The organism is Pseudomonas sp. S3_A03 (assembly GCF_054668275.1).
Map to the genome: position 1 here is coordinate 2,901,542 of NZ_CP162753.1, position 24,275 is coordinate 2,925,816.

The 24,275-nt window shown below is 60.9% G+C and carries 22 protein-coding genes and 4 pseudogenes; 9 read left to right on the forward strand and 17 right to left on the reverse strand.

Going from position 1 to position 24,275, the window contains the following annotated elements; genetic code table 11:
* Nucleotides 1-18: 18 nt before the first annotated feature.
* Complete coding sequence (gene recJ, locus AB4O25_RS13240) at nt 19-1,728, reverse strand: single-stranded-DNA-specific exonuclease RecJ (RefSeq protein WP_017529968.1); 1,710 nt, start codon at nt 1,726-1,728, stop codon at nt 19-21.
* Between the two features lie 97 nt (nt 1,729-1,825).
* Nucleotides 1,826-2,368 carry a YaeQ family protein gene (locus AB4O25_RS13245; protein ID WP_003175888.1) on the reverse strand — a complete coding sequence of 181 codons (543 nt, stop codon included), beginning with the start codon at nt 2,366-2,368 and terminating at the stop codon, nt 1,826-1,828.
* A gap of 138 nt (nt 2,369-2,506) precedes the next feature.
* Here AB4O25_RS13245 and AB4O25_RS13250 point away from each other — a divergent pair, with 138 nt between their 5' ends.
* Nucleotides 2,507-3,706: a CaiB/BaiF CoA transferase family protein gene (locus AB4O25_RS13250; protein WP_116079252.1), complete on the forward strand. Its 1,200-nt coding sequence runs from the start codon at nt 2,507-2,509 to the stop codon at nt 3,704-3,706.
* Between the two features lie 195 nt (nt 3,707-3,901).
* Here the strand turns inward: AB4O25_RS13250 and AB4O25_RS13255 are convergent, their stop codons facing one another.
* The 10 genes from AB4O25_RS13255 to ffh all read right to left on the reverse strand — a co-directional run bounded on the left by AB4O25_RS13255 (nt 3,902) and on the right by ffh (nt 12,815).
* Nucleotides 3,902-4,186, reverse strand: a complete 285-nt coding sequence (locus tag AB4O25_RS13255; protein ID WP_065876668.1) for a DUF3509 domain-containing protein — start codon at nt 4,184-4,186, stop codon at nt 3,902-3,904.
* Between the two features lie 221 nt (nt 4,187-4,407).
* Nucleotides 4,408-5,817, reverse strand: a complete 1,410-nt coding sequence (thrC, locus tag AB4O25_RS13260; protein ID WP_017529971.1) for a threonine synthase — start codon at nt 5,815-5,817, stop codon at nt 4,408-4,410.
* Between the two features lie 66 nt (nt 5,818-5,883).
* Entirely contained in the window at nt 5,884-7,188 is a 1,305-nt protein-coding gene (locus tag AB4O25_RS13265) for a homoserine dehydrogenase (RefSeq protein WP_017529972.1), read from the reverse strand.
* Between the two features lie 129 nt (nt 7,189-7,317).
* Nucleotides 7,318-8,049 carry a thioredoxin fold domain-containing protein gene (locus AB4O25_RS13270; protein ID WP_460150923.1) on the reverse strand — a complete coding sequence of 244 codons (732 nt, stop codon included), beginning with the start codon at nt 8,047-8,049 and terminating at the stop codon, nt 7,318-7,320.
* Nucleotides 8,050-8,190: 141 nt separating this feature from the next.
* On the reverse strand, nt 8,191-9,087 hold the full coding sequence (xerD, locus tag AB4O25_RS13275; protein WP_017529974.1) for a site-specific tyrosine recombinase XerD: 897 nt from the start codon (nt 9,085-9,087) through the stop codon (nt 8,191-8,193).
* Between the two features lie 155 nt (nt 9,088-9,242).
* Nucleotides 9,243-9,593 carry a 50S ribosomal protein L19 gene (gene rplS / locus AB4O25_RS13280; protein ID WP_003175895.1) on the reverse strand — a complete coding sequence of 117 codons (351 nt, stop codon included), beginning with the start codon at nt 9,591-9,593 and terminating at the stop codon, nt 9,243-9,245.
* Nucleotides 9,594-9,638: 45 nt separating this feature from the next.
* A complete protein-coding gene (gene trmD, locus AB4O25_RS13285) occupies nt 9,639-10,412 on the reverse strand; it encodes a tRNA (guanosine(37)-N1)-methyltransferase TrmD (RefSeq protein WP_175404167.1) in 774 nt (257 codons plus the stop codon).
* On the reverse strand, nt 10,394-10,930 hold the full coding sequence (rimM, locus tag AB4O25_RS13290) for a ribosome maturation factor RimM (protein ID WP_053135622.1): 537 nt from the start codon (nt 10,928-10,930) through the stop codon (nt 10,394-10,396). Before rimM ends, trmD begins: the two co-directional genes overlap by 19 nt.
* Nucleotides 10,931-10,935: 5 nt before the next feature.
* Nucleotides 10,936-11,187: a 30S ribosomal protein S16 gene (gene rpsP, locus AB4O25_RS13295; RefSeq protein ID WP_003175899.1), complete on the reverse strand. Its 252-nt coding sequence runs from the start codon at nt 11,185-11,187 to the stop codon at nt 10,936-10,938.
* Between the two features lie 251 nt (nt 11,188-11,438).
* Complete coding sequence (gene ffh / locus AB4O25_RS13300; RefSeq protein ID WP_003175900.1) at nt 11,439-12,815, reverse strand: signal recognition particle protein; 1,377 nt, start codon at nt 12,813-12,815, stop codon at nt 11,439-11,441.
* Between the two features lie 234 nt (nt 12,816-13,049).
* Here ffh and AB4O25_RS13305 point away from each other — a divergent pair, with 234 nt between their 5' ends.
* From AB4O25_RS13305 to AB4O25_RS13315, 3 genes and pseudogenes are all read left to right on the forward strand, one after another.
* Complete coding sequence (locus tag AB4O25_RS13305) at nt 13,050-13,862, forward strand: cytochrome C assembly family protein (RefSeq protein ID WP_017529978.1); 813 nt, start codon at nt 13,050-13,052, stop codon at nt 13,860-13,862.
* 12 nt (nt 13,863-13,874) lie between these two features.
* The gene (locus AB4O25_RS13310) at nt 13,875-15,113 is read left to right on the forward strand and encodes a transporter associated domain-containing protein (protein WP_017529979.1); all 1,239 of its coding nucleotides are present in this window, start codon (nt 13,875-13,877) and stop codon (nt 15,111-15,113) included.
* 189 nt (nt 15,114-15,302) lie between these two features.
* Nucleotides 15,303-16,612: pseudogene (locus tag AB4O25_RS13315) on the forward strand (MFS transporter).
* 95 nt (nt 16,613-16,707) lie between these two features.
* Here the strand turns inward: AB4O25_RS13315 and purT are convergent.
* The 5 genes and pseudogenes from purT to AB4O25_RS13340 form a co-directional block, all read right to left on the reverse strand.
* Nucleotides 16,708-17,890: pseudogene (gene purT / locus AB4O25_RS13320) on the reverse strand (formate-dependent phosphoribosylglycinamide formyltransferase).
* A 69-nt stretch (nt 17,891-17,959) separates the two neighbouring features.
* Nucleotides 17,960-18,427 carry a VUT family protein gene (locus AB4O25_RS13325; protein ID WP_017529982.1) on the reverse strand — a complete coding sequence of 156 codons (468 nt, stop codon included), beginning with the start codon at nt 18,425-18,427 and terminating at the stop codon, nt 17,960-17,962.
* Nucleotides 18,428-18,524: 97 nt separating this feature from the next.
* A complete protein-coding gene (locus AB4O25_RS13330) occupies nt 18,525-18,740 on the reverse strand; it encodes a DUF1289 domain-containing protein (RefSeq protein ID WP_065876670.1) in 216 nt (71 codons plus the stop codon).
* Nucleotides 18,737-19,261, reverse strand: coding sequence for a gamma carbonic anhydrase family protein (locus AB4O25_RS13335; RefSeq protein ID WP_116079258.1), 525 nt, complete (start codon nt 19,259-19,261; stop codon nt 18,737-18,739). Before AB4O25_RS13335 ends, AB4O25_RS13330 begins: the two co-directional genes overlap by 4 nt.
* Before the next feature lie 35 nt (nt 19,262-19,296).
* Complete coding sequence (locus AB4O25_RS13340; RefSeq protein ID WP_016971944.1) at nt 19,297-19,899, reverse strand: CoA pyrophosphatase; 603 nt, start codon at nt 19,897-19,899, stop codon at nt 19,297-19,299.
* A gap of 146 nt (nt 19,900-20,045) precedes the next feature.
* On the opposite strand from AB4O25_RS13340, the gene AB4O25_RS13345 reads away from it, so the two are divergent.
* The 5 genes and pseudogenes from AB4O25_RS13345 (at nt 20,046) to AB4O25_RS13365 (ending at nt 24,272) form a co-directional block, all read left to right on the forward strand.
* Nucleotides 20,046-20,594, forward strand: a complete 549-nt coding sequence (locus tag AB4O25_RS13345) for an NUDIX hydrolase (RefSeq protein ID WP_017529985.1) — start codon at nt 20,046-20,048, stop codon at nt 20,592-20,594.
* A 37-nt stretch (nt 20,595-20,631) separates the two neighbouring features.
* A complete protein-coding gene (locus AB4O25_RS13350) occupies nt 20,632-21,135 on the forward strand; it encodes a L,D-transpeptidase family protein (RefSeq protein ID WP_017529986.1) in 504 nt (167 codons plus the stop codon).
* Between the two features lie 261 nt (nt 21,136-21,396).
* Nucleotides 21,397-22,154, forward strand: a pseudogene (locus tag AB4O25_RS13355) (GntR family transcriptional regulator).
* A gap of 9 nt (nt 22,155-22,163) precedes the next feature.
* A pseudogene (nagA, locus tag AB4O25_RS13360) lies at nt 22,164-23,246 on the forward strand (N-acetylglucosamine-6-phosphate deacetylase); the annotation flags it as partial.
* Nucleotides 23,247-23,261: 15 nt separating this feature from the next.
* The gene (locus tag AB4O25_RS13365; protein ID WP_017529988.1) at nt 23,262-24,272 is read left to right on the forward strand and encodes an SIS domain-containing protein; all 1,011 of its coding nucleotides are present in this window, start codon (nt 23,262-23,264) and stop codon (nt 24,270-24,272) included.
* Nucleotides 24,273-24,275 lie beyond the last annotated feature (3 nt).

Genomic DNA, 24,275 nt, shown 5'->3' on the forward strand with positions numbered 1-24,275 from the left:
TTATGGTGTGGCTGAAAATCAGCGCGGCTCGATGTGCGCGATCATCAGTTGAACCGTCTCATTCCCACGAAACTCGTTCACGTCCAGCTTGTAGGCCAATTCCACCCAACGCACGGTAGGGTTCGGCCAGACCTCCCGATCCACCCCAAACGCAATGCCATCGAGCTTCACCGAGCCGCATTCGCTCTTGAGCACCACTTTCAGGTGCCGCTCCCCCACAACGCGCTGCTCAACCAACTGGAACACACCGTGAAACAACGGCTCGGGAAAGTGCTGCCCCCACGGGCCTGCATGCCGTAGCGCACGGGCCAGTTCCAGATGAAACTCTTCCACCGCCAGGGTGCCATCGGACAGCAGGCGACCGGTGAGGTCTTCTTCACGCAGTTGACGACGCACCTCGGCGTCAAAGGCCTCGGCAAACAGTGGGAAATTTGCCTCGGGCAACGTCAGCCCGGCCGCCATGGCGTGGCCGCCGTACTTGGTGATCAGGCTGGGATGCTGGCTGGCGACGACCGCCAGGGCATCACGGATGTGAAAGCCCTGCACAGAGCGCCCCGAGCCCTTGAGCAGGCCATCACCGGCGTCGGCGAAGGCGATGGTCGGGCGGAAATAGCGCTCTTTCATGCGCGACGCCAGAATACCGATCACGCCCTGATGCCACTCGGGGTCGAACAGGCACAGGCCATAGGGCATCGATTCCATCGGCAAGTCCTTGAGCTGGGCCAGGGCCTCGCGCTGCATGCCTTGTTCGATGGATTTGCGGTCCTGGTTCATGCCATCCAATTGCGCGGCCATTTCCCGTGCGGCCGCAAAATCGGTGGTGAGCAGGCATTCGATGCCCAGACTCATATCGTCCAGACGCCCGGCGGCGTTGAGCCGTGGCCCGAGGATAAAGCCCAGGTCGGTTGAAGTGATGCGCGCGGCGTCGCGCTTGGCCACTTCCAGGATTGCCTTGATTCCCGGCCGCGCACGACCCGCGCGGATACGTTCCAGGCCCTGATGCACCAGAATGCGATTGTTGGCGTCCAGGGGCACCACGTCGGCGACGCTGCCCAGGGCGACCAGGTCGAGCAGATCGCCGATGTTCGGCTGCGGCGTGTTCGTGTACCAGCCCAGGTCACGCAGGCGCGCGCGCAGGGCCATCAATACGTAGAAGATCACGCCCACGCCGGCCAGGGCCTTGCTGGGGAACGCGCAGCCGGGTTGATTCGGATTGACGATCGCATCCGCTGCCGGCAACTCGTCACCGGGCAAGTGGTGGTCGGTCACCAGCACCCGCAGCCCCGCCGCCTTGGCCGCGGCCACCCCTTCCACACTGGAGATGCCGTTATCCACGGTGATCAGCAATTGCGGCTCGCGCTGCAGGGCCACGGCGACAATTTCCGGGGTCAGGCCATAGCCATATTCGAAGCGGTTGGGTACCAGGTAATCGACATGGGCCGCACCCAGCAAACGCAGGCCCAAGGTGCCCACGGTACTGGCGGTGGCGCCATCGGCATCGAAGTCGCCGACGATCAGGATGCGCTGACGTTGTTCCAGGGCCGTCACCAGCAGGTCTACCGCCGCGTCGATGCCCTTGAGCTGCTGATAGGGAATCAACCGTGCCAGGCTTTTATCCAGCTCAGCCTCCGATTGCACCCCGCGGGCGGCGTAAAGACGGGTCAACAGCGGCGGCAATTCACCGAGAAACGGCAGGACAGCGGGCAACGGGCGAGGATCGATACGCATACGGGGGTGATGACTTCTCTGCGGATAAACGGTTAAACGACAATGCTTCAAACGACACAAATCACTGTGGGAGGAGGCTTGCTCCCTCCCACATTTTTCAATCGCGTCCGCCAACCAGCCACTGCAACTGCACTTCATGCTGGCCACGGTCATCGGTCACGAAAACTGTGCCTTCGCTGATCATCACGTCCCACTTGATAACGCGGGGCATGTCCTTGGCCAGGGTTTCCAGCACTTCCTGTGGCACGGCAGCGATGTGCACGTTCTTCAGGTTAGTCGCCACCGGCACCACTTTGCCTTCCCAGACTCGCAGGCTGCCATACGCCAGCAGGCTGGTACGCTCGGTGCGGCGCGAGCACCAGGTCAGACGGTCGGCGTCGGGCTGGCCGACTTCGATCCAGTGCAAAACCCGATCATCCAGGCTTTTTTCCCACAGGGCCGGTTCATCTACATCTGACAGGCCACGACCGAACGCCAACTGCTCGTTATAAAACAGGGCATAAGCCAGCAGGCGCACGGTCATGCGCTCTTCGGTTTCCGAAGGGTGACGGGCGATGGTCTGTTTGACGCTCTCGTAGACCGAACGGTCGAGGTCGGTGAGGTTGAGTTCGAATTTGTAGGTCGTGGACGGCTGGGCCATGAACGGGCTTCTAGAGACAGGGAAAGGCGGCCAGTCTAACCGATGGTGGAGCCATTCAACGAATCATCATCCTTATCCCTCACCGCTCGCCTATGTTAAAAGGCATCACACACCCGTCCAGCGCCAGAAAGGATCCCCATGTCGTTCAATGCCAAACCGCTTGCCGGCCTCAAAGTCATCGAACTCGGCACCCTCATCGCCGGGCCGTTCGCCTCTCGCATCTGCGCCGAGTTCGGGGCCGAGGTGATCAAGGTCGAATCCCCCGACGGCGGCGACCCGCTGCGCAAATGGCGCAAGCTGTATGAGGGCACCTCGCTGTGGTGGTTTGTGCAGGCGCGCAACAAAAAGTCGCTGACGCTGAACCTCAAGCATCCGGACGGTTTGGCGGTTCTCAAACAGCTGCTGGCGGACGCCGATATGCTCATCGAGAATTTTCGTCCCGGCGTGCTCGAAAAACTCGGCCTGAGCTGGGAGACCCTGCACGCGCTGAACCCGAAGCTGGTGATGGTTCGCCTCTCGGGCTTCGGCCAGACCGGGCCGATGAAAGATCAGCCGGGGTTTGGTGCCGTGGGCGAATCCATGGGCGGGTTGCGCTATATCACCGGTTTCGAGGACCGCCCGCCGGTGCGCACCGGGATTTCCATCGGTGATTCCATCGCCGCCTTGTGGGCAGTGATCGGCGCGCTGATGGCGCTGCGGCACCGTGAGGTCAACGGCGGCCTGGGCCAAGTGGTGGATGTGGCGCTGTATGAAGCGATCTTCGCCATGATGGAAAGCATGATCCCCGAGTTCGACGTGTTCGGGTTTATTCGCGAGCGCACCGGCAACATCATGCCCGGCATTACGCCGTCCTCGATCCATACCAGCGCGGACGGCAAGCATGTGCAGATCGGCGCCAATGGCGATGCCATTTTCAAGCGTTTCATGAGCGCCATCGGCCGTGACGACTTGGCCAACGATCCGCAACTGGCCAGCAATGATGGACGCGACAGCCGCCGTGATGAGCTGTATGGCGTGATTGATCGCTGGGTCAATTCATTGCCACTGGAGCAGGTGGTCGATCAACTGAACAAAGCCGACGTACCGGCCAGCCGTATTTACAGCGCCGAAGACATGCTCGGCGACCCGCAATTCCTGGCCCGTGAAATGTTCCTGAAGGCGCAGTTGCCCGATGGCAAGGATTTCAAGATGCCGGGCATCGTGCCCAAACTGTCGGACACCCCCGGCAGCTGCGAGTGGGTCGGCCCGCAGTTGGGTGAACACAACGCGGTGGTGCTCGAAGCGTTGGGTTACGACGCCGCCGCCATCGCACGTCTGCGCGAACAGGGCGCCATCTGACACCTCAAGCAGCATCGCCCCACATAAATCGCAGGCAAAAAGAAACCCCGAAGCGTGGGGAGACACTTCGGGGTTAAACGTGGCCTTACAATGACCAGTACAACAAGCCACAAACACCGGAGCACAATGTTTGCTCTTGCTGTTACGAAATCTGACCGGCCATGCTGTAGGAAGTTTCCAAGGACAAATAATTCTTCATGCGCAGACCGGCGCACGTGTCATGGCGGCGTTGCGCAAGGCTGCGATAACCGAGGGTTCGAGGCGACCTTCAGCGATTTTCAAATCGCGCAGCAGGCAATCCACCACATCCACCAGGGCGCGTTTGTCGGTCAACTGCGCGCGGTTGACTTCGCGCTCGACCATGATGGCGCCACCGGGGTTCTTCACGGTCACCAGGCATTCGCCCTGCACACCTGAGGTGGTCAGCGTAACCAGATAAGGGCTCAGTGCTTCTTCGAGCAATAGGCTGATACTTTCCATCTCGATCACCACTCAATAGTTCGGGAACAATCGTTTCAACGGGTGCTGCATCTATCCTAAGTGACTGGTCGTGACGTAGGAAAGTTCGCTTTTTCGTTATCGCGGGGGATGACGTATTCAGCATGCGCTTGCAACATGACAACGAAAAAACTGCGGCACACAAACAAAAAACGCCGCTGACCCAGCAAGGGAAAGCGGCGTTTTGGTGTAAGCGGTTCGCCTTACAACGGTTTACCCCGATTGCCATGCTGGCTGACAAACGCCTGCACCGCTTTGAGGTCATTGGTCAACACCGTGCAACGTTCTTCACGCTCGAACAGGTCAGTCAGATGCGCCGGCAGTTCAAGGGCCTTGCCAACACCGGCCTTCTCCACCGCCTCCGGGAATTTGACCGGGTGAGCGGTCCCGAGGATGACCATCGGGGTATCCAGGCTGCGACGGCATTCGCGGGCGGCCTTCACACCGATCGCGGTGTGCGGGTCGAGCAGCTCACCGGTCTGGGCAAACACTTCGGCGATGGTTTCGCAAGTCTGCGCATCGTCCACCGCCAGGGAGTCGAAGAGCTTGCGGGTTTCAGTCCAGCGCTCCTCATCAACACTGAAACCGCCACCGCTTTTGAAGGTGTCCATCAAGCCGGCAATAGCGGCGCCGTTGCGACCATGCATATCGAACAGCAGACGCTCGAAGTTCGACGAAACCATGATGTCCATCGACGGCGACAGAGTGGCGTGCAGGGTTTCCTTGACGTACTGGTTGCCGCTCATGAAGCGGTGCAGGATGTCGTTGCGGTTGGTGGCGACGATCAACTGGTTGATCGGCAGGCCCATGTTGCGCGCCAGGTAACCGGCGAAGATGTCGCCGAAGTTGCCGGTGGGCACCGAGAACGACACCGAGCGCGCCGGGCCGCCCAGCTGCAGGGACGCGTGGAAGTAGTAGACGATCTGGGCCATGATCCGCGCCCAGTTGATCGAGTTCACCGCCACCAGGCGGGTGCCCTTGAGGAAGCTCTGGTCAGCGAAGCTGTTCTTGACCATTTCCTGGCAGTCATCGAAGTTGCCTTCGATGGCGATGTTGTGGATGTTCTCGCCAAAGATGGTGGTCATTTGCCGACGCTGCACTTCCGACACGCGCTTGTGCGGGTGCAGGATGAAGATGTCGACGTTTTCGCAGTGCTTGCAACCTTCGATGGCCGCCGAGCCGGTATCACCGGAGGTGGCGCCGATGATCACCACGCGCTCACCGCGCTTGGCCAATACGTAGTCCAACAGGCGACCGAGCAGTTGCAGGGCAAAGTCCTTGAACGCCAAGGTCGGGCCGTGGAACAGCTCCAGTACCCATTCATTGCCGTTCAGTTGGCGCAAAGGCGCGATGGCGCTGTGGGAAAACACGCCGTACGTCTCTTCCAGGATTTTTTTGAAGTCCGCATCCGGAATGCTGCCGGTGACGAACGGGCGCATCACCCGGAAGGCCAACTCGTGGTATGGCAAGCCGGCCCAGGAGGCGATTTCTTCCTGGGTGAAGCGTGGCAGGTTTTCCGGCACGTACAGGCCGCCGTCGGTGGCAAGGCCTGCCAGCAGAACGTCTTCGAAATTCAGGGCCGGTGCCTGGCCGCGGGTGCTGATGTAACGCATGACTGGCTCCTCTAAAACATTCTCGAACAGAAGCCGCCGAACGCACGGGGCCTCTGGAACAATCGGTTAGTTCAGGTGTTCGACACGAATGCGAACGACCGGGCCGACGACGCCTTGCAAGGCTTCCAGCGCGGTGATGGCATCGTTGATGTGCTGCTCGAGCACGCGATGAGTCAGCAGGATCATCGGCACCTGGCCGTTTTGCTCCTCGACTTCCTTCTGCATGATCGATTCGATATTGATACCGCGCTCCGACAGAATGCTGGCGACCTGGGCCAGTACGCCAGGGTGATCCTTGGCCTGGATACGCAGGTAGTAGGCGCTTTCGCAGGCCTCGATCGGCAGGATCGGGTGGGCCGACAGCGAATCCGGCTGGAAAGCCAGGTGCGGTACGCGGTTTTCCGGGTCGCTGGTCATGGCACGAACCACGTCCACCAGGTCGGCGATCACCGACGACGCCGTCGGCTCCATGCCGGCGCCAGCGCCGTAGAACAGGGTCGAGCCGGCGGCGTCGCCATTGACCATCACGGCGTTCATCACACCATTGACGTTGGCGATCAGGCGGTCGGCGGGGATCAGTGTCGGGTGTACGCGCAGCTCGATACCGGCCGGGGTGCTGCGCGCTACACCGAGGTGCTTGATGCGGTAGCCCAGGGCTTCGGCGTAGTTCACATCGGCGGTGGTCAGTTTGGTGATGCCTTCGGTGTAGGCCTTGTCGAACTGCAGCGGAATACCAAAGGCGATGGACGCCAGGATGGTCAGCTTGTGCGCAGCGTCGATGCCTTCCACGTCGAAGGTCGGATCGGCTTCGGCGTACCCCAGGGCCTGGGCTTCGGCCAATACGTCTTCGAAGGTACGGCCCTTCTCGCGCATTTCGGTAAGGATAAAGTTACCGGTGCCATTGATGATGCCGGCCACCCAGTTGATGCGGTTGGCGGACAGGCCTTCACGGATCGCCTTGATCACCGGGATACCCCCGGCTACAGCGGCTTCGAACGCGACAATCACGCCTTTTTCACGGGCCCTGGCGAAGATCTCGTTGCCGTGTACGGCGATCAGCGCCTTGTTGGCGGTGACTACGTGCTTGCCGTTCTCGATGGCCTTGAGCACCAATTCGCGGGCCACGGTGTAGCCGCCGACCAGTTCAATGACGATATCGATTTCAGGGTTGGTCGCCACGGCGAAGACATCGTTGGTAATTGCAATACCGGTCGTTTCGAACTGAGGCTTTGGCGAACGCGTGGCAATTTGCGCCACTTCAATCCCACGCCCTGCACGGCGGGAAATTTCTTCAGCATTACGCTGAAGTACGTTGAAGGTGCCGCCACCGACGGTCCCTAACCCACAGATGCCTACTTTGACCGGTTTCACTGAAGAACTCCCCATGAAACGGCCGACGCAAGGTCGGCCGTGGAAAACAGCCGCACGACTGCGGCTTTCAATTGATGGCCCGTCGACTTATGCGCGGGCCATGATCGTCAAAGGTTCGACGATGCTGGTTTATTTGGCACTGAGCGCCAGTTTGGCAACTTGTGGTGCCGGCTGGTAGCCCGGAATCACCTGGCCGTCAGCCAAAACGATGGCCGGTGTGCCGTTCACGCCAATCGACTGGCCCAGGGCGAACTGCTTGGACACTGGGTTGGCGCACTTGGCGGCCTTGATTTCCTTACCGTCGACCATTTTGTCCATGGCCGCTTTTTTGTCGCTCGAGCACCACACCGCTTGCAACTGCTCGTCACCTGGCGAACCCAGGCCCTGGCGCGGGAACGCAACGTAGCGCACTTCCACGCCGAGCTTGTTCAGCGCGGGCACTTCGGCGTGCAGCTTGTGGCAGTACGGGCAGGTGGTGTCGGTGAACACGGTGATGTGAGTCTTGGTCTCGCCGATGGCCGGGTAAACCACGGTTTCAGCCACCGGGATGCCGTTGATCAGCTTCGACACGCCCAGGCGTTCGGCTTTCTCGGTCAGGTTGACCGGTTTGCCGTCCTTGAGCTGGAACAGGTAGCCCTGGACGATGTACTGGCCATCGCCGCTGGCGTACAGCACGCGGCTGCCCTTGAGCTTGACTTCGTACAGGCCGGCCATCGGGCTGGCACTGATGCTTTCAATCGGCGTATCAAGCTGCAGGTTGGCCAGGCTCTTGCGGATGGTCTGCTCAGCGGCGTCATCGGCGACGGCAAAGGTGGATACCAACGCAATGGCTGCGACGGCAATAATCTGGGTCAAGCGCATGGAAACTCCTGAAGGCAGATGCTGGGACGGGTACAGGCAGGCCGATTGCAAACTCGGGTGTGGACCGTCGCCTTTGCGAACCGGCAAAGCCTACCACAGTTGGATCGCAGGGCAGCCGGTGGCGGGATAAATTGGGCGTTTTCAGCCTCGCGGGTGGTGCTTGGCGTGCATATCCTGCAAGCGCGCCCGTGCCACATGGGTGTAGATCTGGGTTGTGGATAAATCACTGTGCCCCAGCAGCATCTGGACCACGCGCAAGTCGGCGCCGTGGTTGAGCAAATGCGTGGCAAATGCATGGCGCAGCGTATGGGGCGACAGGGTCTTGCCGATCCCGGCGACCTTGGCCTGGTGCTTGATGCGGTGCCAGAACGTCTGGCGGGTCATTTGCTCACCGCGCAGGCTGGGGAACAGCACATCACTGGGGCGCCCGCCGAGCAGTTCGCTGCGGGCATCACGCATATAGCGCTCGACCCACACAATCGCTTCCTCGCCCATGGGCACCAGCCGCTCCTTGCTGCCCTTGCCCATGACCCGCAGCACGCCTTGGCGCAGGTTGACTTGCTCCAGGGTCAGGCTGATCAATTCCGTGACACGCAGGCCGCAGGCGTACAACACTTCGAGCATCGCACGGTCGCGCTGGCCAATGGCTTCGCTCAGGTCCGGGGCGGCGAGCAAGGCGTCAACATCGGCTTCCGACAACGATTTGGGCAAAGGCCTGCCCAGTTGGGGCATGTCGATTTGCAGGGTCGGGTCGAGCGCGATCAGTTTTTCTCGCAGCAAATACCGATAAAACCCACGTACGCCCGAGAGAAATCTCGCCGTGGAGCGTGGTTTATAGTTCTGTTCAAGGCGCCAGGCCAGGTGATCGAGGATCAGCTCACGGCCGGCGTTGATCAGTTCGAGGTTTTTTTCCTGTAGCCAGCCGTTGAACAGCGCCAGGTCACTGCGATAGGCCTGACGGGTGTTGTCCGACAGGCCTTTTTCCAGCCAGAGGGCGTCGAGGAAGCGGTCGATCAGGGGATGGTCGATAGCGGGCATGGGGGCTCGGGCTGATTATCGGGGGTGTCGGGTGGATCTTATCGCAGCCAAGCCAACGCCACACTTCAATGGCGTATGCCTGGTAGCGCTCAGACAAATTCCAGGCACAAAAAAGCAGCCCGTAGGCTGCTTTTTTCTGCATCGGGAAGCTGGACTTAAGCCAGTTTTTCCTTGATGCGAGCTGCTTTACCGGACAGGTCACGCAGGTAGTACAGCTTGGCTTTACGTACGTCACCGCGACGCTTGACGGCCATGCTGTCGATTTGCGGGCTGTAGGTCTGGAAAGTACGCTCTACGCCAACACCGTTGGAGATTTTACGAACAGTGAAAGCACTGTTCACACCACGGTTACGCTTGGCGATTACCACGCCTTCGAACGCTTGCAGACGCGAACGGTCGCCTTCCTTCACTTTCACCTGAACGACAATAGTGTCGCCTGGGGCAAAGGTAGGGATCTCTTTGGTCATCTGCTCTGCTTCGAGTGCAAGGATGATTTTGTTAGTCATGCTGTGCTCCTAAGGTAAGTCAATGGACCTACCATCGATACGTTGTTAACTATCGTCCCGCGCGAGGATGTATTCCTCGAGCAGCTTCTTCTCTTCTCCAGAAAGCGAGCGGCTTTCCAGAAGATCGGCGCGTCGTTCATAGGTCCGACCAAGGGACTGCTGTAAACGCCAACGCCGGATGTGTGCGTGATTGCCACTTAGCAATACGTCGGGAACACGCTGATCCGCATACACCTCCGGTCGGGTGTAGTGCGGGCAATCCAGCAAACCATCCGTGAAGGAATCTTCCTCCGCGGAGTCCACATGCCCTAAAGCTCCAGGCAGCAGTCGTGTAACCGCATCTATCAGGACCATCGCCGGCAGCTCACCGCCAGACAGGACATAGTCCCCAATCGACCACTCTTCATCGACATGAGCTTCAATAAAACGCTCGTCAATGCCTTCATAGCGACCGGCAATCAGGATCAAACTTTCCTCATTCGCCAGTTCGCGTACCCCAGCCTGTTTCAGCTGGCGGCCTTGAGGGGACAGGTAAATTACCTTCGCCTTCTCCCCGGCGGCGGCCTTGGCCTGGGCCAATGCGTCTTCCAGGGGCTTGATCTTCATCACCATGCCCGGGCCACCGCCAAATGGGCGATCGTCCACAGTGTGATGTCGATCCGTCGTGTAGTCTCGCGGGTTCCAACAGGTAAGCTGCAACAGCCCCTGCTTCACCGCCCGACTGGTGATGCCGTACTCGCTGACGGCGGAAAACATCTCGGGAAACAAACTGATCACTTCAATGCGCAAATTAGCCACGCTTAGAAGTCCGCGTCCCATTCCACCTTCATCTCGCCCGCTGCCAGGTCGACGGCCAACACGCATTGCTCCGTATAGGGCAACAGGCGTTCGCGATCATCCAGGCTGCCAGCGCAAGGCTTGACCACCATTACATCATTGGCGCCGGTTTCCAGAAGATGATCGATTTTCCCGAACAATTGCCCGAGTTGATCGATAACCTTCAGACCTTCCAGCTGGTACCAGTAGTACTCGCCGTCGGTCAATTCAGGGAACAGGTTGCGCGGCACGCAGATCTCATAACCGGCCAGAAGACGGGCTTCTTCGCGATCATCAAGACCCTTGAGCTTTGCGACCAGGAACTTATCGCTCCCGCGTCCACTGACCAGCTCGACCTGTTTCACACTACCTTCGCGCTTGAGCGTCCAGGTTTTGTACTGCAACAGGTTTTCGGTCGGATCAGTAAAGGAATACACCTTCACTTCGCCGCGAACGCCATGAACAGAATAAATCTTGCCGATAACGATCAAATCATCAGCAACAGCTGGCGTCGCGTTCATATTGCTCAGGCTGCGGCCTTAGCCGAGTCCTTCAACAGTTTTGCTACGCGCTCGGATGGTTGTGCGCCAACGCTCAGCCAGTAGGCTACGCGCTCTTGGTTCACGGACAGACGAACTTCTTGACCACGGGCAACAGGGTTGAAGAAACCAACCTGTTCCTTGTGCGAACCGTCGCGCGGGTTGCGGCTGTCGGTTACGGTCAAGTGGTAAAACGGGCGCTTTTTGGAGCCGCCAAGGGCAAGACGGATTGTTAGCATGTGAACATCGTTCCTGTAGTCGGTGCTGCAAATCTAAATGCACAGCGGGCATAGGTGCCTGAAAGGCCGCATATTCTAAGGAATATCCGGACTTTTGCAAATGTCTTTTTCTGGCGCCTATCAACGTGCCATTCAGATCTGCTAAAGAGCCGTCGATTAAAACGGCGAGTCAGCTCCCGCCAACGGCGGGTTTGCTGGAGATCCCACATCCCTGTGGGTCGGAGCGCAAGCAACGCTTACGCTCGAATTCTTTACATCTTCGGCATGCCGCCGCCGGGCAACATGCCGCCCATGCCGCGCATCATCTTGGCCATCCCGCCCTTGGCGGAGAATTTCTTCATCATTTTCTGCATCTGCTTGTGCTGCTTGATCAAGCGACCGATGTCCTGCACCTGGGTGCCGGAGCCCATGGCGATCCGACGCTTGCGCGAACCGCTGATCAGCTCAGGGTCGCGGCGCTCGGCCGGGGTCATGGAATTGATGATGGCTTCCATCTGCTTGAACTGCTTCTCTGCCGCGCCCTGGGCATTGCCCATTTGCGCCAGGTTCACACCGCCGATGTTCGGCAGCTTGTCCATAAGGCCGCCGAGGCCGCCCATGTTCTTCATTTGTTGCAGTTGATCGCGGAAGTCTTCGAGGTCGAAGCCCTTGCCCTTCTTCAACTTTTTAGCCAGTTTGTCGGCTTTGTCCTTGTCGAGCGTCGCTTCGGCCTGCTCGATCAGGCTGAGCACGTCGCCCATGCCGAGGATGCGCGAGGCGATACGCTCCGGGTGGAACGGTTCGAGCGCTTCGCTCTTCTCGCCCATGCCGATGAACTTGATCGGTTTGCCGGTAATGGCACGCACCGACAGCGCGGCACCGCCACGGGCGTCGCCGTCGACCTTGGTCAGGATCACGCCGGTCAGCGGCAGCGCGTCACCGAAGGCCTTGGCGGTGTTGGCCGCATCCTGGCCGGTCATGGCATCGACCACAAACAGCGTCTCGACCGGGTTGATCGCGGCGTGCAATGCCTTGATCTCGCCCATCATCTCTTCGTCGATGTGCAGGCGACCGGCGGTATCGACGATGACCACGTCGATGAATTTCAGCCGTGCTTCTTTAATAGCGGCGTTGGCAATGTCGACCGGCTTCTGGCTCAGGTCCGACGGGAAGAAGGTCACGCCCACTTCGCCGGCGAGCATTTCCAACTGCTTGATGGCGGCCGGACGGTAGACGTCCGCCGATACCACCATCACGGATTTTTTCTTGCGTTCTTTAAGGAAGCGCGCCAGCTTGCCGGCGGTGGTGGTTTTACCCGCACCTTGCAGACCGGCCATCAGCACCACGGCGGGCGGCACGGCGCTGAGGTTCAGGTCTTCGTTGGCCGCGCCCATCAGGCTTTCGAGTTCGGCCTGGACGATCTTCACAAAGGCCTGGCCCGGGGTCAGGCTGCGCGACACTTCAGTGCCGACCGCGCGTTCCTTGACCGAGTTGACGAAGTCCTTGACCACAGGCAACGCCACGTCGGCTTCCAGCAATGCCATGCGCACTTCGCGCAGGGTGTCTTTAATATTGTCCTCGGTCAGCTTGGCCTTGCCGGTTACGTGGCGCAGCGTCTGCGAGAGACGGTCAGTCAAGTTTTCAAACATGCGCGATCCTTTCAGGCCCTATGCATCGAAGTGCGTTGGTAGACCGAGGTAGTGACGGCCCAGGCTGCGGTAAATCGCTATTAAAAACAGCGTTCGGCGAGCCTGCGGCGTGGGCAGGTCGCGGATTATAGCGAAGACTGCGCGCATGCACACCCGCTGTCTGGCCTGGGAGTCTTTCGTGCAACGCTGGGGTGTGCCAAACTCAGCGCCTTTCGGGCTCGTCTATCAGGATTTATGGTCCCCTTGTCACCCAGTTTGCTACCCAGCCTCGCCGCCGCCATCTTGTATGCCGCTGCGACTCTCTATCAGGGCACTCGTCTGGCCCAAGGCACCAAGGCGGACAAACGTCTGCTGGTTGGGCTGGGCGTCCTCGCCCTGCTGGCCCACGCCGCGAGCCTGTTCACCCATCTGATGACACCCGTTGGCCTGGGCCTGGACTTTTTCAGCGCCGCCAGCCTGATCGCTGCGGCGGTCATCGCACTGACCGTGCTGGCCTGCTACCGGATCCCCGTCGAGAACCTGCTCGTCCTGCTCTTCCCGCTGGGCGTGCTGACGGTGTTGCTGGCGCAATTCGCCCCCACCGGCACGGTGCAGGTGATTGACGAAGAACCCGGCATCCTTGCCCACATCCTGCTGTCGATCCTGGCCTATGGCATGTTCACCATCGCTGTGTTCCAGGCCCTGCTGCTGCTGGTGCAAGACCACCAACTCAAGCACAAGCACCCGTCGGGTTTGATCAAGAACTTCCCGCCGTTGCAAACCATGGAAAGCCTGCTGTTCGGTTTCCTGTGGGCCGGCTGGACGCTGTTGTCGCTGTCGTTGATCTCGGGCTGGCTGTTCGTCGAAAACCTGTTTGCCCAGCATCTGGTACACAAGACCCTGCTGGCCTGCCTGGCCTGGATCGTGTTCAGCGTGCTGCTGTGGGGTCGTAACCGACTCGGCTGGCGCGGGCATAAGGCAATCCGCTGGACCCTGGCCGGTTTCTGCCTGCTGATGCTGGCCTATTTCGGCAGCAAGCTGGTTCGCGAATACATCCTGCATATCTGACGGGCAGCGATCATGGACAACTTGCCCCTTGGGCCGATGCTTGCGGTAATCGCCTTGCTGGTGTTATGGGCCGGGCTGTTTACCGCCATTGAAGCCGCCCAGCAACACCTGCTGGCGCTGCGCCCCGGCACGCGCCAGGGTGACAAGGCCGCGGCCCGCCTGAATTTTCCACGTAACAGCCTGATCCTGTGCAACAGCCTGTGTCGCGCCGCCGTGGTCATTCTGTGCACATTGCTGGCGATCTATGCCTGGGCAGAGAACGGCCCGTGGCTGGGTTGGCTGATCGCCTGCGCCCTGCTGCTGATACTGGCCGACTACATGCCCCGCGCCTTGGCCACCCGCCATCCGCAAGCGGTGCTGGGTTTTGGCAACAGCCTGCTGGGTGTACCGCTGAAAATCCTCTACCCCGCAGCCTGGCTGCTCAATGGCATCAGCCTGCTGTTGTTGCGCCCGTTCACGCGCAAATCCGGCGTGGTGAAAAAGAGCGACGAGCCGCTGCCCGACCACGATGACGAGCCCGAGCCCGACACCGACGAAAACCGCACACCCGGCATGCCCGGCATCCACGCCCTGGACAACATCACGGTCAATGACATCCTGGTGCCCCGCAGCGAAGTGGATGGCATCAACCTGGATGACCCGATCGAAGACATCATCGAGCAACTGCGCACCTCCCAGCGCACGCGCCTGCCGGTGTTCCACAGCGATATCAACCAAGTGCAGGCCGTGCTCAACACGCGGCAAATCCAGCACCTGCTGCCTGACGCCAGCCTGACCAAAGAGGCGCTCCTCGCCGCCTGCCATGAACCCTACTTCGTTCCCGAAAGCACGCCTCTGCAACTGCAATTGCTGAACTTCCACAAACAGCAGCGGCGCCTGGGCATGGTGGTGGATGAATATGGCGAAGTGCTGGGTATCGTGACCCTCGAAGATATCCTCGAAGAAATCGTCGGCGAGTTCGAAAACGAGCAAAGCACCGACAACCCGCATATCGAGCCCCAACCCGACGGTCGCTATATCATCGACGGCGCCGCATCGATCCGTGAGCTGAACAAAAGCCTGGGCTGGCACCTGCCCAGCGACGGTCCCAAGACCCTCAATGGTCTGGTGACCGAGGCGCTGGAGACGATTCCGGATTGCGCGGTGTGCCTGAAAATCGGTCGCTACCGCCTGGAAATCCTCGAGACCGAGGACAACCGGGTGAGCAAGGTGCTGATCTGGCATACCAGCCGGATACCCGTCGCCGCCTAACTGCCTGACCGTAAATAGCCGTCACACATTTGTTTTGCGGCGTGCGGGCTCTTGTTGTAATTCCAGACCCCTTCTTATAATCCCTGCGGCTTACCCAAGCTTCGCCCGACCGCGTGCAACCCTGATCAATGGGTGTTCGACCAATAATAATCCGCGTCCAAACGCGCAATGACCGTCAGGGATACCGCCATGAGTACCACCTATAACGAAGCCGCGCCCGCCGCCCCGGCCAACTCGACCGCACGGGTCGCGACCGCCAGCATCGTCGGCACCGCCATCGAGTTCTACGACTTCTATATCTACGCCACCGCCGCGGCGCTGGTGATCGGCCCGGTGTTTTTTCCGCAGACCTCCGGCACCGCGCAAATGCTGGCGTCGTTCCTGACCTTCGGTATCGCTTTTATCGCCCGGCCGCTGGGCTCGGCGTTGTTCGGCCACTTCGGGGACCGTATCGGGCGCAAATCCACACTGGTGGCCTCGCTGTTGCTGATGGGCGTATGCACGACGTTGATCGGCTTGCTGCCCGGCTATGACAGTATCGGCGCTTGGGCGCCTATCCTGTTGTGTGTGCTGCGTTTCGGCCAGGGCCTTGGCCTGGGTGGCGAATGGGGCGGCGCGGCGTTACTGGCCACCGAAAACGCGCCCAAAGGCAAACGCGCCTGGTTCGGCATGTTCCCGCAGTTGGGCCCGTCGATCGGCTTCCTTGCCGCAAACGGCTTGTTCCTGATCCTGGCCATGAGCCTGAACGACGAGCAGTTCCGCAGTTGGGGCTGGCGCATTCCGTTCATCCTCAGCGCGGCGCTGGTGATGGTCGGTTTATACGCACGCTTGAAGCTGCATGAAACCCCGGTATTCGCCAACGCAGTGGCCAGGGAAAAACCAGTAAAAGTGCCGCTGGTGGAATTGTTCAGCCAGCATTGGCTGCCGGTGGTGTTGGGCGCCGCCTCTATGGTGGTGTGCTATGCGCTGTTCTATATCACCACAGCGTTTTCCCTGAGCTACGGCGTATCGACCCTGGGCTACAGCCGCGAAACCTTCCTCGCCCTGCTGTGCTTTGCCGTGTTGTTCATGGGCCTGGCCACCCCTTGGCCGCCCTGGCCAGTGATCGCTATGGGCGCAAGCCGGTGCTGATCGTCGGTGCGATCCTCGCCATCCTGTCGGGCTTCACCATGGAGCCCCTGCTGACCCACGGCTCAACCTGGGCCGTGGCACTGTTTCTGGCCTTGGAGCTGTTCCTGATGGGCGTGACTTTCGCCCCGATGGGCGCGCTGTTGCCCGAACTGTTCCCGACCCGCGTGCGTTATACCGGTGCTTCGGCGGCGTATAACCTGGGTGGAATCGTCGGTGCATCGGCCGCACCGTTCTTCGCAACCAAGCTGGTGGCGATGGGTGGCCTGAGTTATGTCGGAGGGTATGTGTCGGCGGCAGCGTTGCTCAGCTTGATTGCCGTGCTGTGCCTGAAAGAGACGCGGGATAACGACTTGAACAAGGTCGCCTGATAAACCGCAATCGGGAGCAAGCCCCCTTCCCACACTCGACCGCATTCCAAAGGCTATACGCGGTTAAATGTGGGAGGGGCTTGCTCCCGATGCTGTCAGAGCTCTACGACAACAGCTTGGGAAGCCCGGGTCGCCTTGGCCCGCGCCGCTTCGATCGACTCATCCCGCGCCAACGCCACGCCCATGCGGCGCTGGCCATTGACTTCTGGCTTACCAAACAAACGCAACGCCGTATCCGGCTCGCTCAAGGCGGCGCCGAGGTTGGCGAATGCGGTCTGGGTTGACTGCCCTTCCACCAGAATCACCGCCGAAGCCGAAGGCCCGAACTGACGGATCAAAGCGAATCGGCAGGCCGAGAATCGCGCGCGCGTGCAGGGCGAATTGCGACAGGTCCTGGGAAATCAACGTGACCAAACCGGTGTCATGCGGGCGCGGCGATACTTCGCTGAACCACACCTGGTCGCCTTTGATGAACAGTTCCACGCCAAACAGGCCGCGGCCCCCCAAGGCTTCGGTCACGGCTTTGGCAACGCGCTCGGATTCGGCCAGGGCTACCGGGCTCATGGCCTGTGGCTGCCAGGATTCCTGATAGTCGCCTTTCTCCTGACGGTGGCCGACTGGCGCACAGAACGTGGTGCCTCCGATGTGGCGTACGGTCAGCAGGGTGATCTCGTAGTCGAAGTCGATAAAGCCTTCGATGATCACGCGGCCTTTACCGGCACGCCCACCCTCTTGGGCGTAGTCCCAGGCCTTCTGCACGTCGTCGGCGCTGCGCAGCAGGCTCTGGCCCTTGCCCGACGAACTCATCACCGGCTTGACCACGCAGGGGAAGCCCAGGTCTTGCACGGCCTTGCTGTAGTCTTCGAAGGTATCGGCGAAGTGGTAAGGCGAGGTCGGCAGGTCCAGCTCTTCGGCGGCCAGGCGGCGGATGCCTTCACGGTTCATGGTCAGCGACGCGGCGCGCGCGGTCGGGATCACCGTGAAGCCTTCAGCTTCCAGTTCCACCAGGGTGGCGGTGGCGATGGCTTCGATTTCCGGCACGATGAAGTGCGGCTTTTCGGCTTCGATCACCGCACGCAGGGCGGCGCCATCGAGCATATTGATCACGTGGCTGCGATGCGCCACTTGCATGGCCGGCGCGTTGGCATAGCGATCCACGGCAATCACTTCAACGCCCAGGCGTTGCAGTTCGATTACCACTTCCTTGCCCAGCTCACCGCAGCCACACAGCAAAACGCGGGTCGCGGTTGGCGACAATGGAGTTCCGATTCGGGTCATCTCAGGTCCTCAGGGGAGCGGATCATGGGGAGAAAGGCCGGCATTTTACATGAACTACAACAATTGGCCTCAGTTGGCGACAGCCCGCTTGCGCAAGCGCCAGGCCATGATCAGCCACACCACCGTAACCCCGGCGAATTTCGAGGCCAGTGCGGTGCCCACCACCGCCGGCGTCAGGGCGCCGATCAGGCCGAAGAAAATGAAGGTGTCGAGGGGAATGCTCAGCGCCGAACTTATCCACAGGCGGTCGTGCAACGGGCGCTTGGTGATGCTGAACACCAGCCAGTCGATGCACTCGGACACCGCAAATGCCGTGGCACTGGCCAGGGCAATGGCCGGGTCGGAGGTGATGTACGAGAGCACCAGCGCCGCCAGCATGGCAATGATCGCACCATGGCCGAAGCGGGTTTGCACCATGTCGCGCAAGACGAATACCAGGCCGCCCCAGGCGGACCAGATCACGTCCAGGTGCGGAGCGGTGGAAAAGGCGAAGTTGATCAGCACGACGCTGCTGATGTAGGCGATCAGGAAGAGCATTGGAAGTGGACCTGTGGATAATCTCGCACAGGGTACACAAATAAATACACGTCGTCTGGGAGGGCCTCATCGGGGGCTTGCTCCCGATAGCAATCGATCAGGCATCCGAGCGCTTGGGCGTCATCCATACCAACCCACTCGCCACCGCCCGCGCATGGCACAACACCAGCACCGCCCGGCGCTCGGCGTTATCCATGCGGCTCCAGCGCGTAATCTCATCCACAGTGCGCTGGCAGCCGGTGCACATATCGTCATCATCCAGCGCGCAAATACTTACGCACGGCGAGGCAACGGGGCGTTCAACCGGGTTCATTCCGGCTGCTCGATCAGGTCCCGCGCGTAACGCTGAGCGTTATGCACATAGTGCGCAGCGCTGGCTTCGAGCATCCGTTTCTGCGCGTCGGTCAGCTCACGCACCACCTTGCCCGGCGAGCCCATCACCAGCGAACCATCGGGGATTTCCTTGCCTTCGCCAATCAGCGAGTTGGCGCCGATGATGCAATGCTTGCCGATCCTGGCGCCGTTGAGGATCACCGCATTGATACCGATCAGGCTGTAATCGTCCACCGTGCAACCGTGCAGCATGGCGTTGTGGCCGATGGTCACGCCGGTGCCGAGGGTCAGCGGGTAGCCCATGTCGGTGTGCATCACGCTGCCGTCCTGCACGTTGCTGTTCTTGCCGATCAGGATCAGTTCGTTATCGCCACGCAACACCGCGTTGAACCAGACGTTAGCGCCCTCCTCCAGCTTGACCTTGCCCACCAGCGTTGCATTGGGGGCCACCCAACTCTGCGGATGCGTCTCGACGCGGGCGTCGCCCAAGCGGTATTTCATGGTGTGTCCTCACGGCTCGCCATTCACACGATGGCTTAGATATTGATGAAACTCTTGGGCGGCTGATGCAGGCTGATCTTGGCATCGTCATAGAGCAGGTTGATCAGCTCCACGATCATGATCGCCGTCAGCCCCCAGATTTTGTATTCGCCGAACCGATAGCTGGGCACATACCAACTGCGGCCCTGGTAATCGATGCGGTGGGTATGTTCGCGTGGGTCCTGTCGGAAAAAGTCCAGGGGCACGCTGAAAACGGCGGCGATCTCGGCGTCGTTGGCCAAGTATTCGACGTAGTCGGGTATCACCCCCACATACGGCGTTACGCGGATGCCATGCAGGGAAATCAGCGGGCTCAACGGGCCGATCACCTCGACCAGCCCAGGTGGCAGGCCGATTTCTTCTTCGGCTTCACGCAGGGCGGTGAAGATCAGGTCCGGGTCTTCGGGGTCGCGGCGCCCGCCGGGAAAGGCCACTTCGCCACCGTGGGTCGACAGGCCACTGGCGCGCAGGGTCAGGATCAGCTCAGGTTCGTCACTGCGGGTAATCGGCACCAGCACCGCAGCCTCGGGGAAACGCCCATCGGTTTCCAGCGTGTGGGGGGTGTGATTGCTTACCCGGCGAAGTAGCTCGTCCAGCATGAGTCATCTCGGTCTGTTGGCTACCTTGCATCATGCACCAAAGCGTGCGGGCGCCCAACCCCAAAACCCGGTGGGTGTCGCTAAACGACAACTTGCAGGGCCTTGCCCGCCACGCCAAGATAGGCGCACTTTCCAGGAACCCCAGCATGAATTTCTGCAGCCAGTGCGGCAAACCGGTGACCCAACGCATTCCCGAAGGCGACGCGCGCCTGCGCTTTGTGTGCGATCACTGCTCGACCATCCATTACCAGAACCCCAATATCGTTGCCGGTACCGTGCCGGTGTGGGGCGACAAAGTGCTGCTGTGCCGCCGCGCCATCGAGCCGCGCCTGGGTTACTGGACCCTGCCCGCAGGCTTCATGGAAAACGGCGAAACCGTCGAACAGGCGGCCATGCGTGAAACCCTGGAAGAAGCCTGCGCCCGCGTGCGCAACCTGAACATCTATACCCTGATCAATGTGCCGCACATCAGCCAGGTGCACATCTTCTACCGCGCCGAGCTGATCGACCTGGACTTTGCCGCAGGCCAGGAAAGCCTTGAAGTGAAGCTGTTCGATGAAGCCGATATCCCTTGGTCCGAGCTGGCTTTCCGCACGGTAGGGCGTACCTTAGAATGCTTTTTCGCTGACCGTCGCCAACAGGCGTACCCGGTGCGCAGCGAGTCCGTGCCACCACTTGCCAAGCCCGCCCAATAACAAGCCGGCCGATCGTCGCCAAAGGGATACCGTTTCAATGCGTTGGTTGCTTGCTCTGCTCTGCCTGTCGTTCGCTACGCTGTCGTCGGCCTCCACCCTGCAAACCCTGGGCGGCAAACCTGTCGAAAAAGTCCTGGTGCTTAAATCCGCCCATCAGTTGCAACTGATCAACGACGGCAAGCCGTTCAAGACCTACCGTATTTCCCTGGGCAAAAACCCCAAGGGCCACAAGCTGATCGAAGGCGACCGCCGCACCCCCGAGGGTTTCTATTGGATCGACTGGCGCAAGACCAGCGACCGCTTCAACCTGGCCATGCATATTTCCTACCCCAACATCAGCGACGCCGCCCGCGCGCGCCGCGAAGGGGTGAAGCCCGGCAGCATGATCATGATCCACGGCACTCCCGACACCGAGGACTACCCCGAGCAGTGGTTCCACACCCTGGACTGGACCGACGGCTGCATCGGCATGCGCAACGTCGACATGCGTGAAGTCTGGAGCCTGGTCAAAGACGGCACGCTGATCGAGATTCGCCCGTAATCGTCGACCGTTCGTAAAATAATTCAAAAAAAATCCCCTTCCCCCACAGCCCCCGCCGGTGAATACCAGTGCACGGCACGGGCTGCGTCGTTCTGCGCGCGATAAAGACCTCTGTAATACCACTTGCCGCCAAGCCCCGTTTCAGGGCCTTGGAATGGCGATTTGCACCGTTTTGGCGGCATTGACATGGTATTTAAGTGGTATTAATTTCCGGCCAATACCGGGCGACAACACTCCAATAACGCATCGGAAACCTGACAGATGAATCCCATCCTGGCCCTGCGCCCCGACGGTAAACAGTCCACGCCGCTGTACCTGCAATTGGCGCGCAAGCTCGAAGCCGCCATTCACGCCGGCGAGTGGAAACTGAACAGGCGTTGCCCTCCGAGCGCGTACTCAGCGAGCAATTGAGCATCTCGCGAGTCACCGCTCGCAAGGCGCTGCAAGTGCTGTTTGACCAAGGCCTGATCCGCCGCAGCCAGGGCTCCGGCACCTTTATCACACCACGCCTGGAACAGCCGCTGTCGCGCCTCTCGGGGTTCAGCGAGATGTTGCGCCTCAAGGGTTTTGTGCCTACCTCCCAATGGCTGGAGCGCGATATCACCCAGCCCACCCACGAAGAGCTGATCCGCCTGGCCTTGTCGCCTACCGACAAAGTGGCGCGCCTGAAGCGGTTGCGCAAAGCCGATGACACGGTCATGGCGATTGAAATGACCACCCTGCCCGCCACCGTGCTGCCGCAACCGCAAGCCATCGGCAACTCGCTCTACGAGTACCTGGAAAGCATCGGCAAACCCATCGTGCGTGCCCTGCAGCACATCCAGGCGATCAACGCCTCGGACGAGTTCGCCGCCCTGGTAGGCATCGCCCCGGGCACCGCCATGTTGCTGATGACCCGCGTGGGCTACACCGCTGACAACACGCCGATAGAAATCACCGACACCTACTGCCGCAACGACTACTACGACTTCGTGGCAGAGCTGCGCAGATACGACTTTGCCGCCGAGTTGCGGCCTTAGAGAACTGCCATGTCCGAAGACAATATCCTCACGCCACACGGCTGGATTCGCGGCCGCCTGGTACACGCACACGGCAAGGTGGTGGCCATTGAAGGCACGCCTTGCGACCCGGCTGAAAACGACTTGCCCTACCTGCTGCCGGGCTTTATCGACCTGCATGTGCACGGCGGTGGCGGTAAGGACATCATGGAGGGCATCGAGGCCTTCGAGACCATCACCCGCACCCACGTGCGCTTTGGCACCACCTCGCTGCTGGCCACCACCATGACCGCGCCGGTGGCAGAGATCTCGCGCGTGCTCGGCCAGCTCGGCGCCTTCTGCGAGCAGCGCCCTACGGGCAGCGCCCGAGTACTTGGCGTGCATCTGGAAGGCCCCTACATCAATCCGGGAAAACTCGGCGCCCAGCCCAATTTCGCCCACACCGCCTTGATGGAAGAAGTCGAAGCCTACCTGCGCCTGGCGCCGATCCGCGTGATCACCATCGCCCCCGAAATCGCCGGCCACGACCTGCTGATCCGCACCCTCAGCGAGCGCGGGGTACGCATGCAGATCGGCCATACCCTGGGTAGCTATGAAGAAGGCGTCGCCGCCCTCGCCGCCGGCGCCACCAGTTTCACTCACTTGTATAACGCCATGAGCCCGCTGCATCACCGCGAGCCGGGCATCGTCGGCGCCGCGCTGGCTCACGCCCAATACGCCGAATTGATCCCGGACTTGCTCCACGTCCACCCCGGCGCCATGCGCGTGGCCCTGCGTGCGATCCCGTGCCTGTACTGCGTGACCGACTCCACCGCTGCCGCCGGTATGCCCGACGGCGAGTACAAGTTGGGCAGCCACACCGTGACCAAGTGCCTGGGCGGCGTGCGCCTGGCCGACGGCACCCTGGCCGGCAGCACGCTGACCATGGACCAGGCACTGCGCAACCTGGTGAAGATCGGCCTGCCCATCAGCGAAGCCTCACAACGCCTGTCGCAATTTCCTGCGGACTACCTGGGCCTGGAAGAACGCGGTCGCCTGCAACCCGGCAGCTTTGCCGATTGTGTGCGCCTGGACCGCTCCCTGCATCTGACCGACGTAATGGTCGAAGGAGACACCCTTGACTTCAAAATGCTTGAAGAGGCCTTGGCCTCCTGTGACGCGGTCGTCGCCCAATTACAGCGCCTGACCCCGATACTGGAAGAGATCGCCGGCCGCCTGCGCCGCCAGCCGCCGCAAGTGGCGATGACCATTGCCCGTGGCAGTTCGGACCACGCCGCCAGCTACTTCGCCTACCTGACCATGCAGCATCTGGGGGTTGCGGTCGCGTCGTTGCCGATGTCGGTGGTGACCTTGTTGCAAGCGCCGTTGAAGGTCAGCGGCCAAGTGGCCTTCGGGTTTTCGCAGTCGGGGCAAAGCCCGGACCTGGTCAACAGCCTGCGCCTGCTGCGCAAGCGCGGTGCCTTGAGCATCTCGCTGGTCAACGCTGAAGACTCACCGCTGGAAGCTGCGTGCGAGTTCCACGTGCCGCTGTGCGCCGGGCCCGAACTCAGTGTGGCCGCCACCAAGAGTTTTATCGCCACCCTCAGCGCCAGCGCCCTGTTGGTCGGGCACTGGAATCAGCAAGCGGACTTGTTGCAAGCATGCCAGGCGCTGCCCGAGGGCTTGCGCGACGCCGCCAAACAGGATTGGCGCCATGCCGTCGACGCCCTGCGTGACAGCCAGCGCTTGATGGTGATCGGCCGTGGCGCCGGTTTTGCCATCGCCCAGGAAGCCGCGCTCAAGCTCAAGGAAACCTCGGCGATCCAGGCCGAAGCCTTCAGCAGCGCCGAAGTGCGCCACGGGCCGATGGCCTTGATCAATGAGAACTACCCGCTGCTGGTGTTCGCCCCGCGCGGCGCCGAGCAAGCCGGTTTGCTGAGCCTGGCCGCCGACATGCGCCAACGCGGCGCCCGTGTATTGCTGGCCGCGCCGGACGATATTGCCGAACGCGACCTGACCCTGAGCCGCGCCGAGCACCCGAGCCTGGATCCGATCCTGGCCATCCAGAGTTTTTATGTGATGGCGGCAGGGCTGGCGGTCGCACGTGGCATGGACCCGGACCAGCCGCGTCATCTGAGCAAAGTCACCCGCACCCACTGAGTC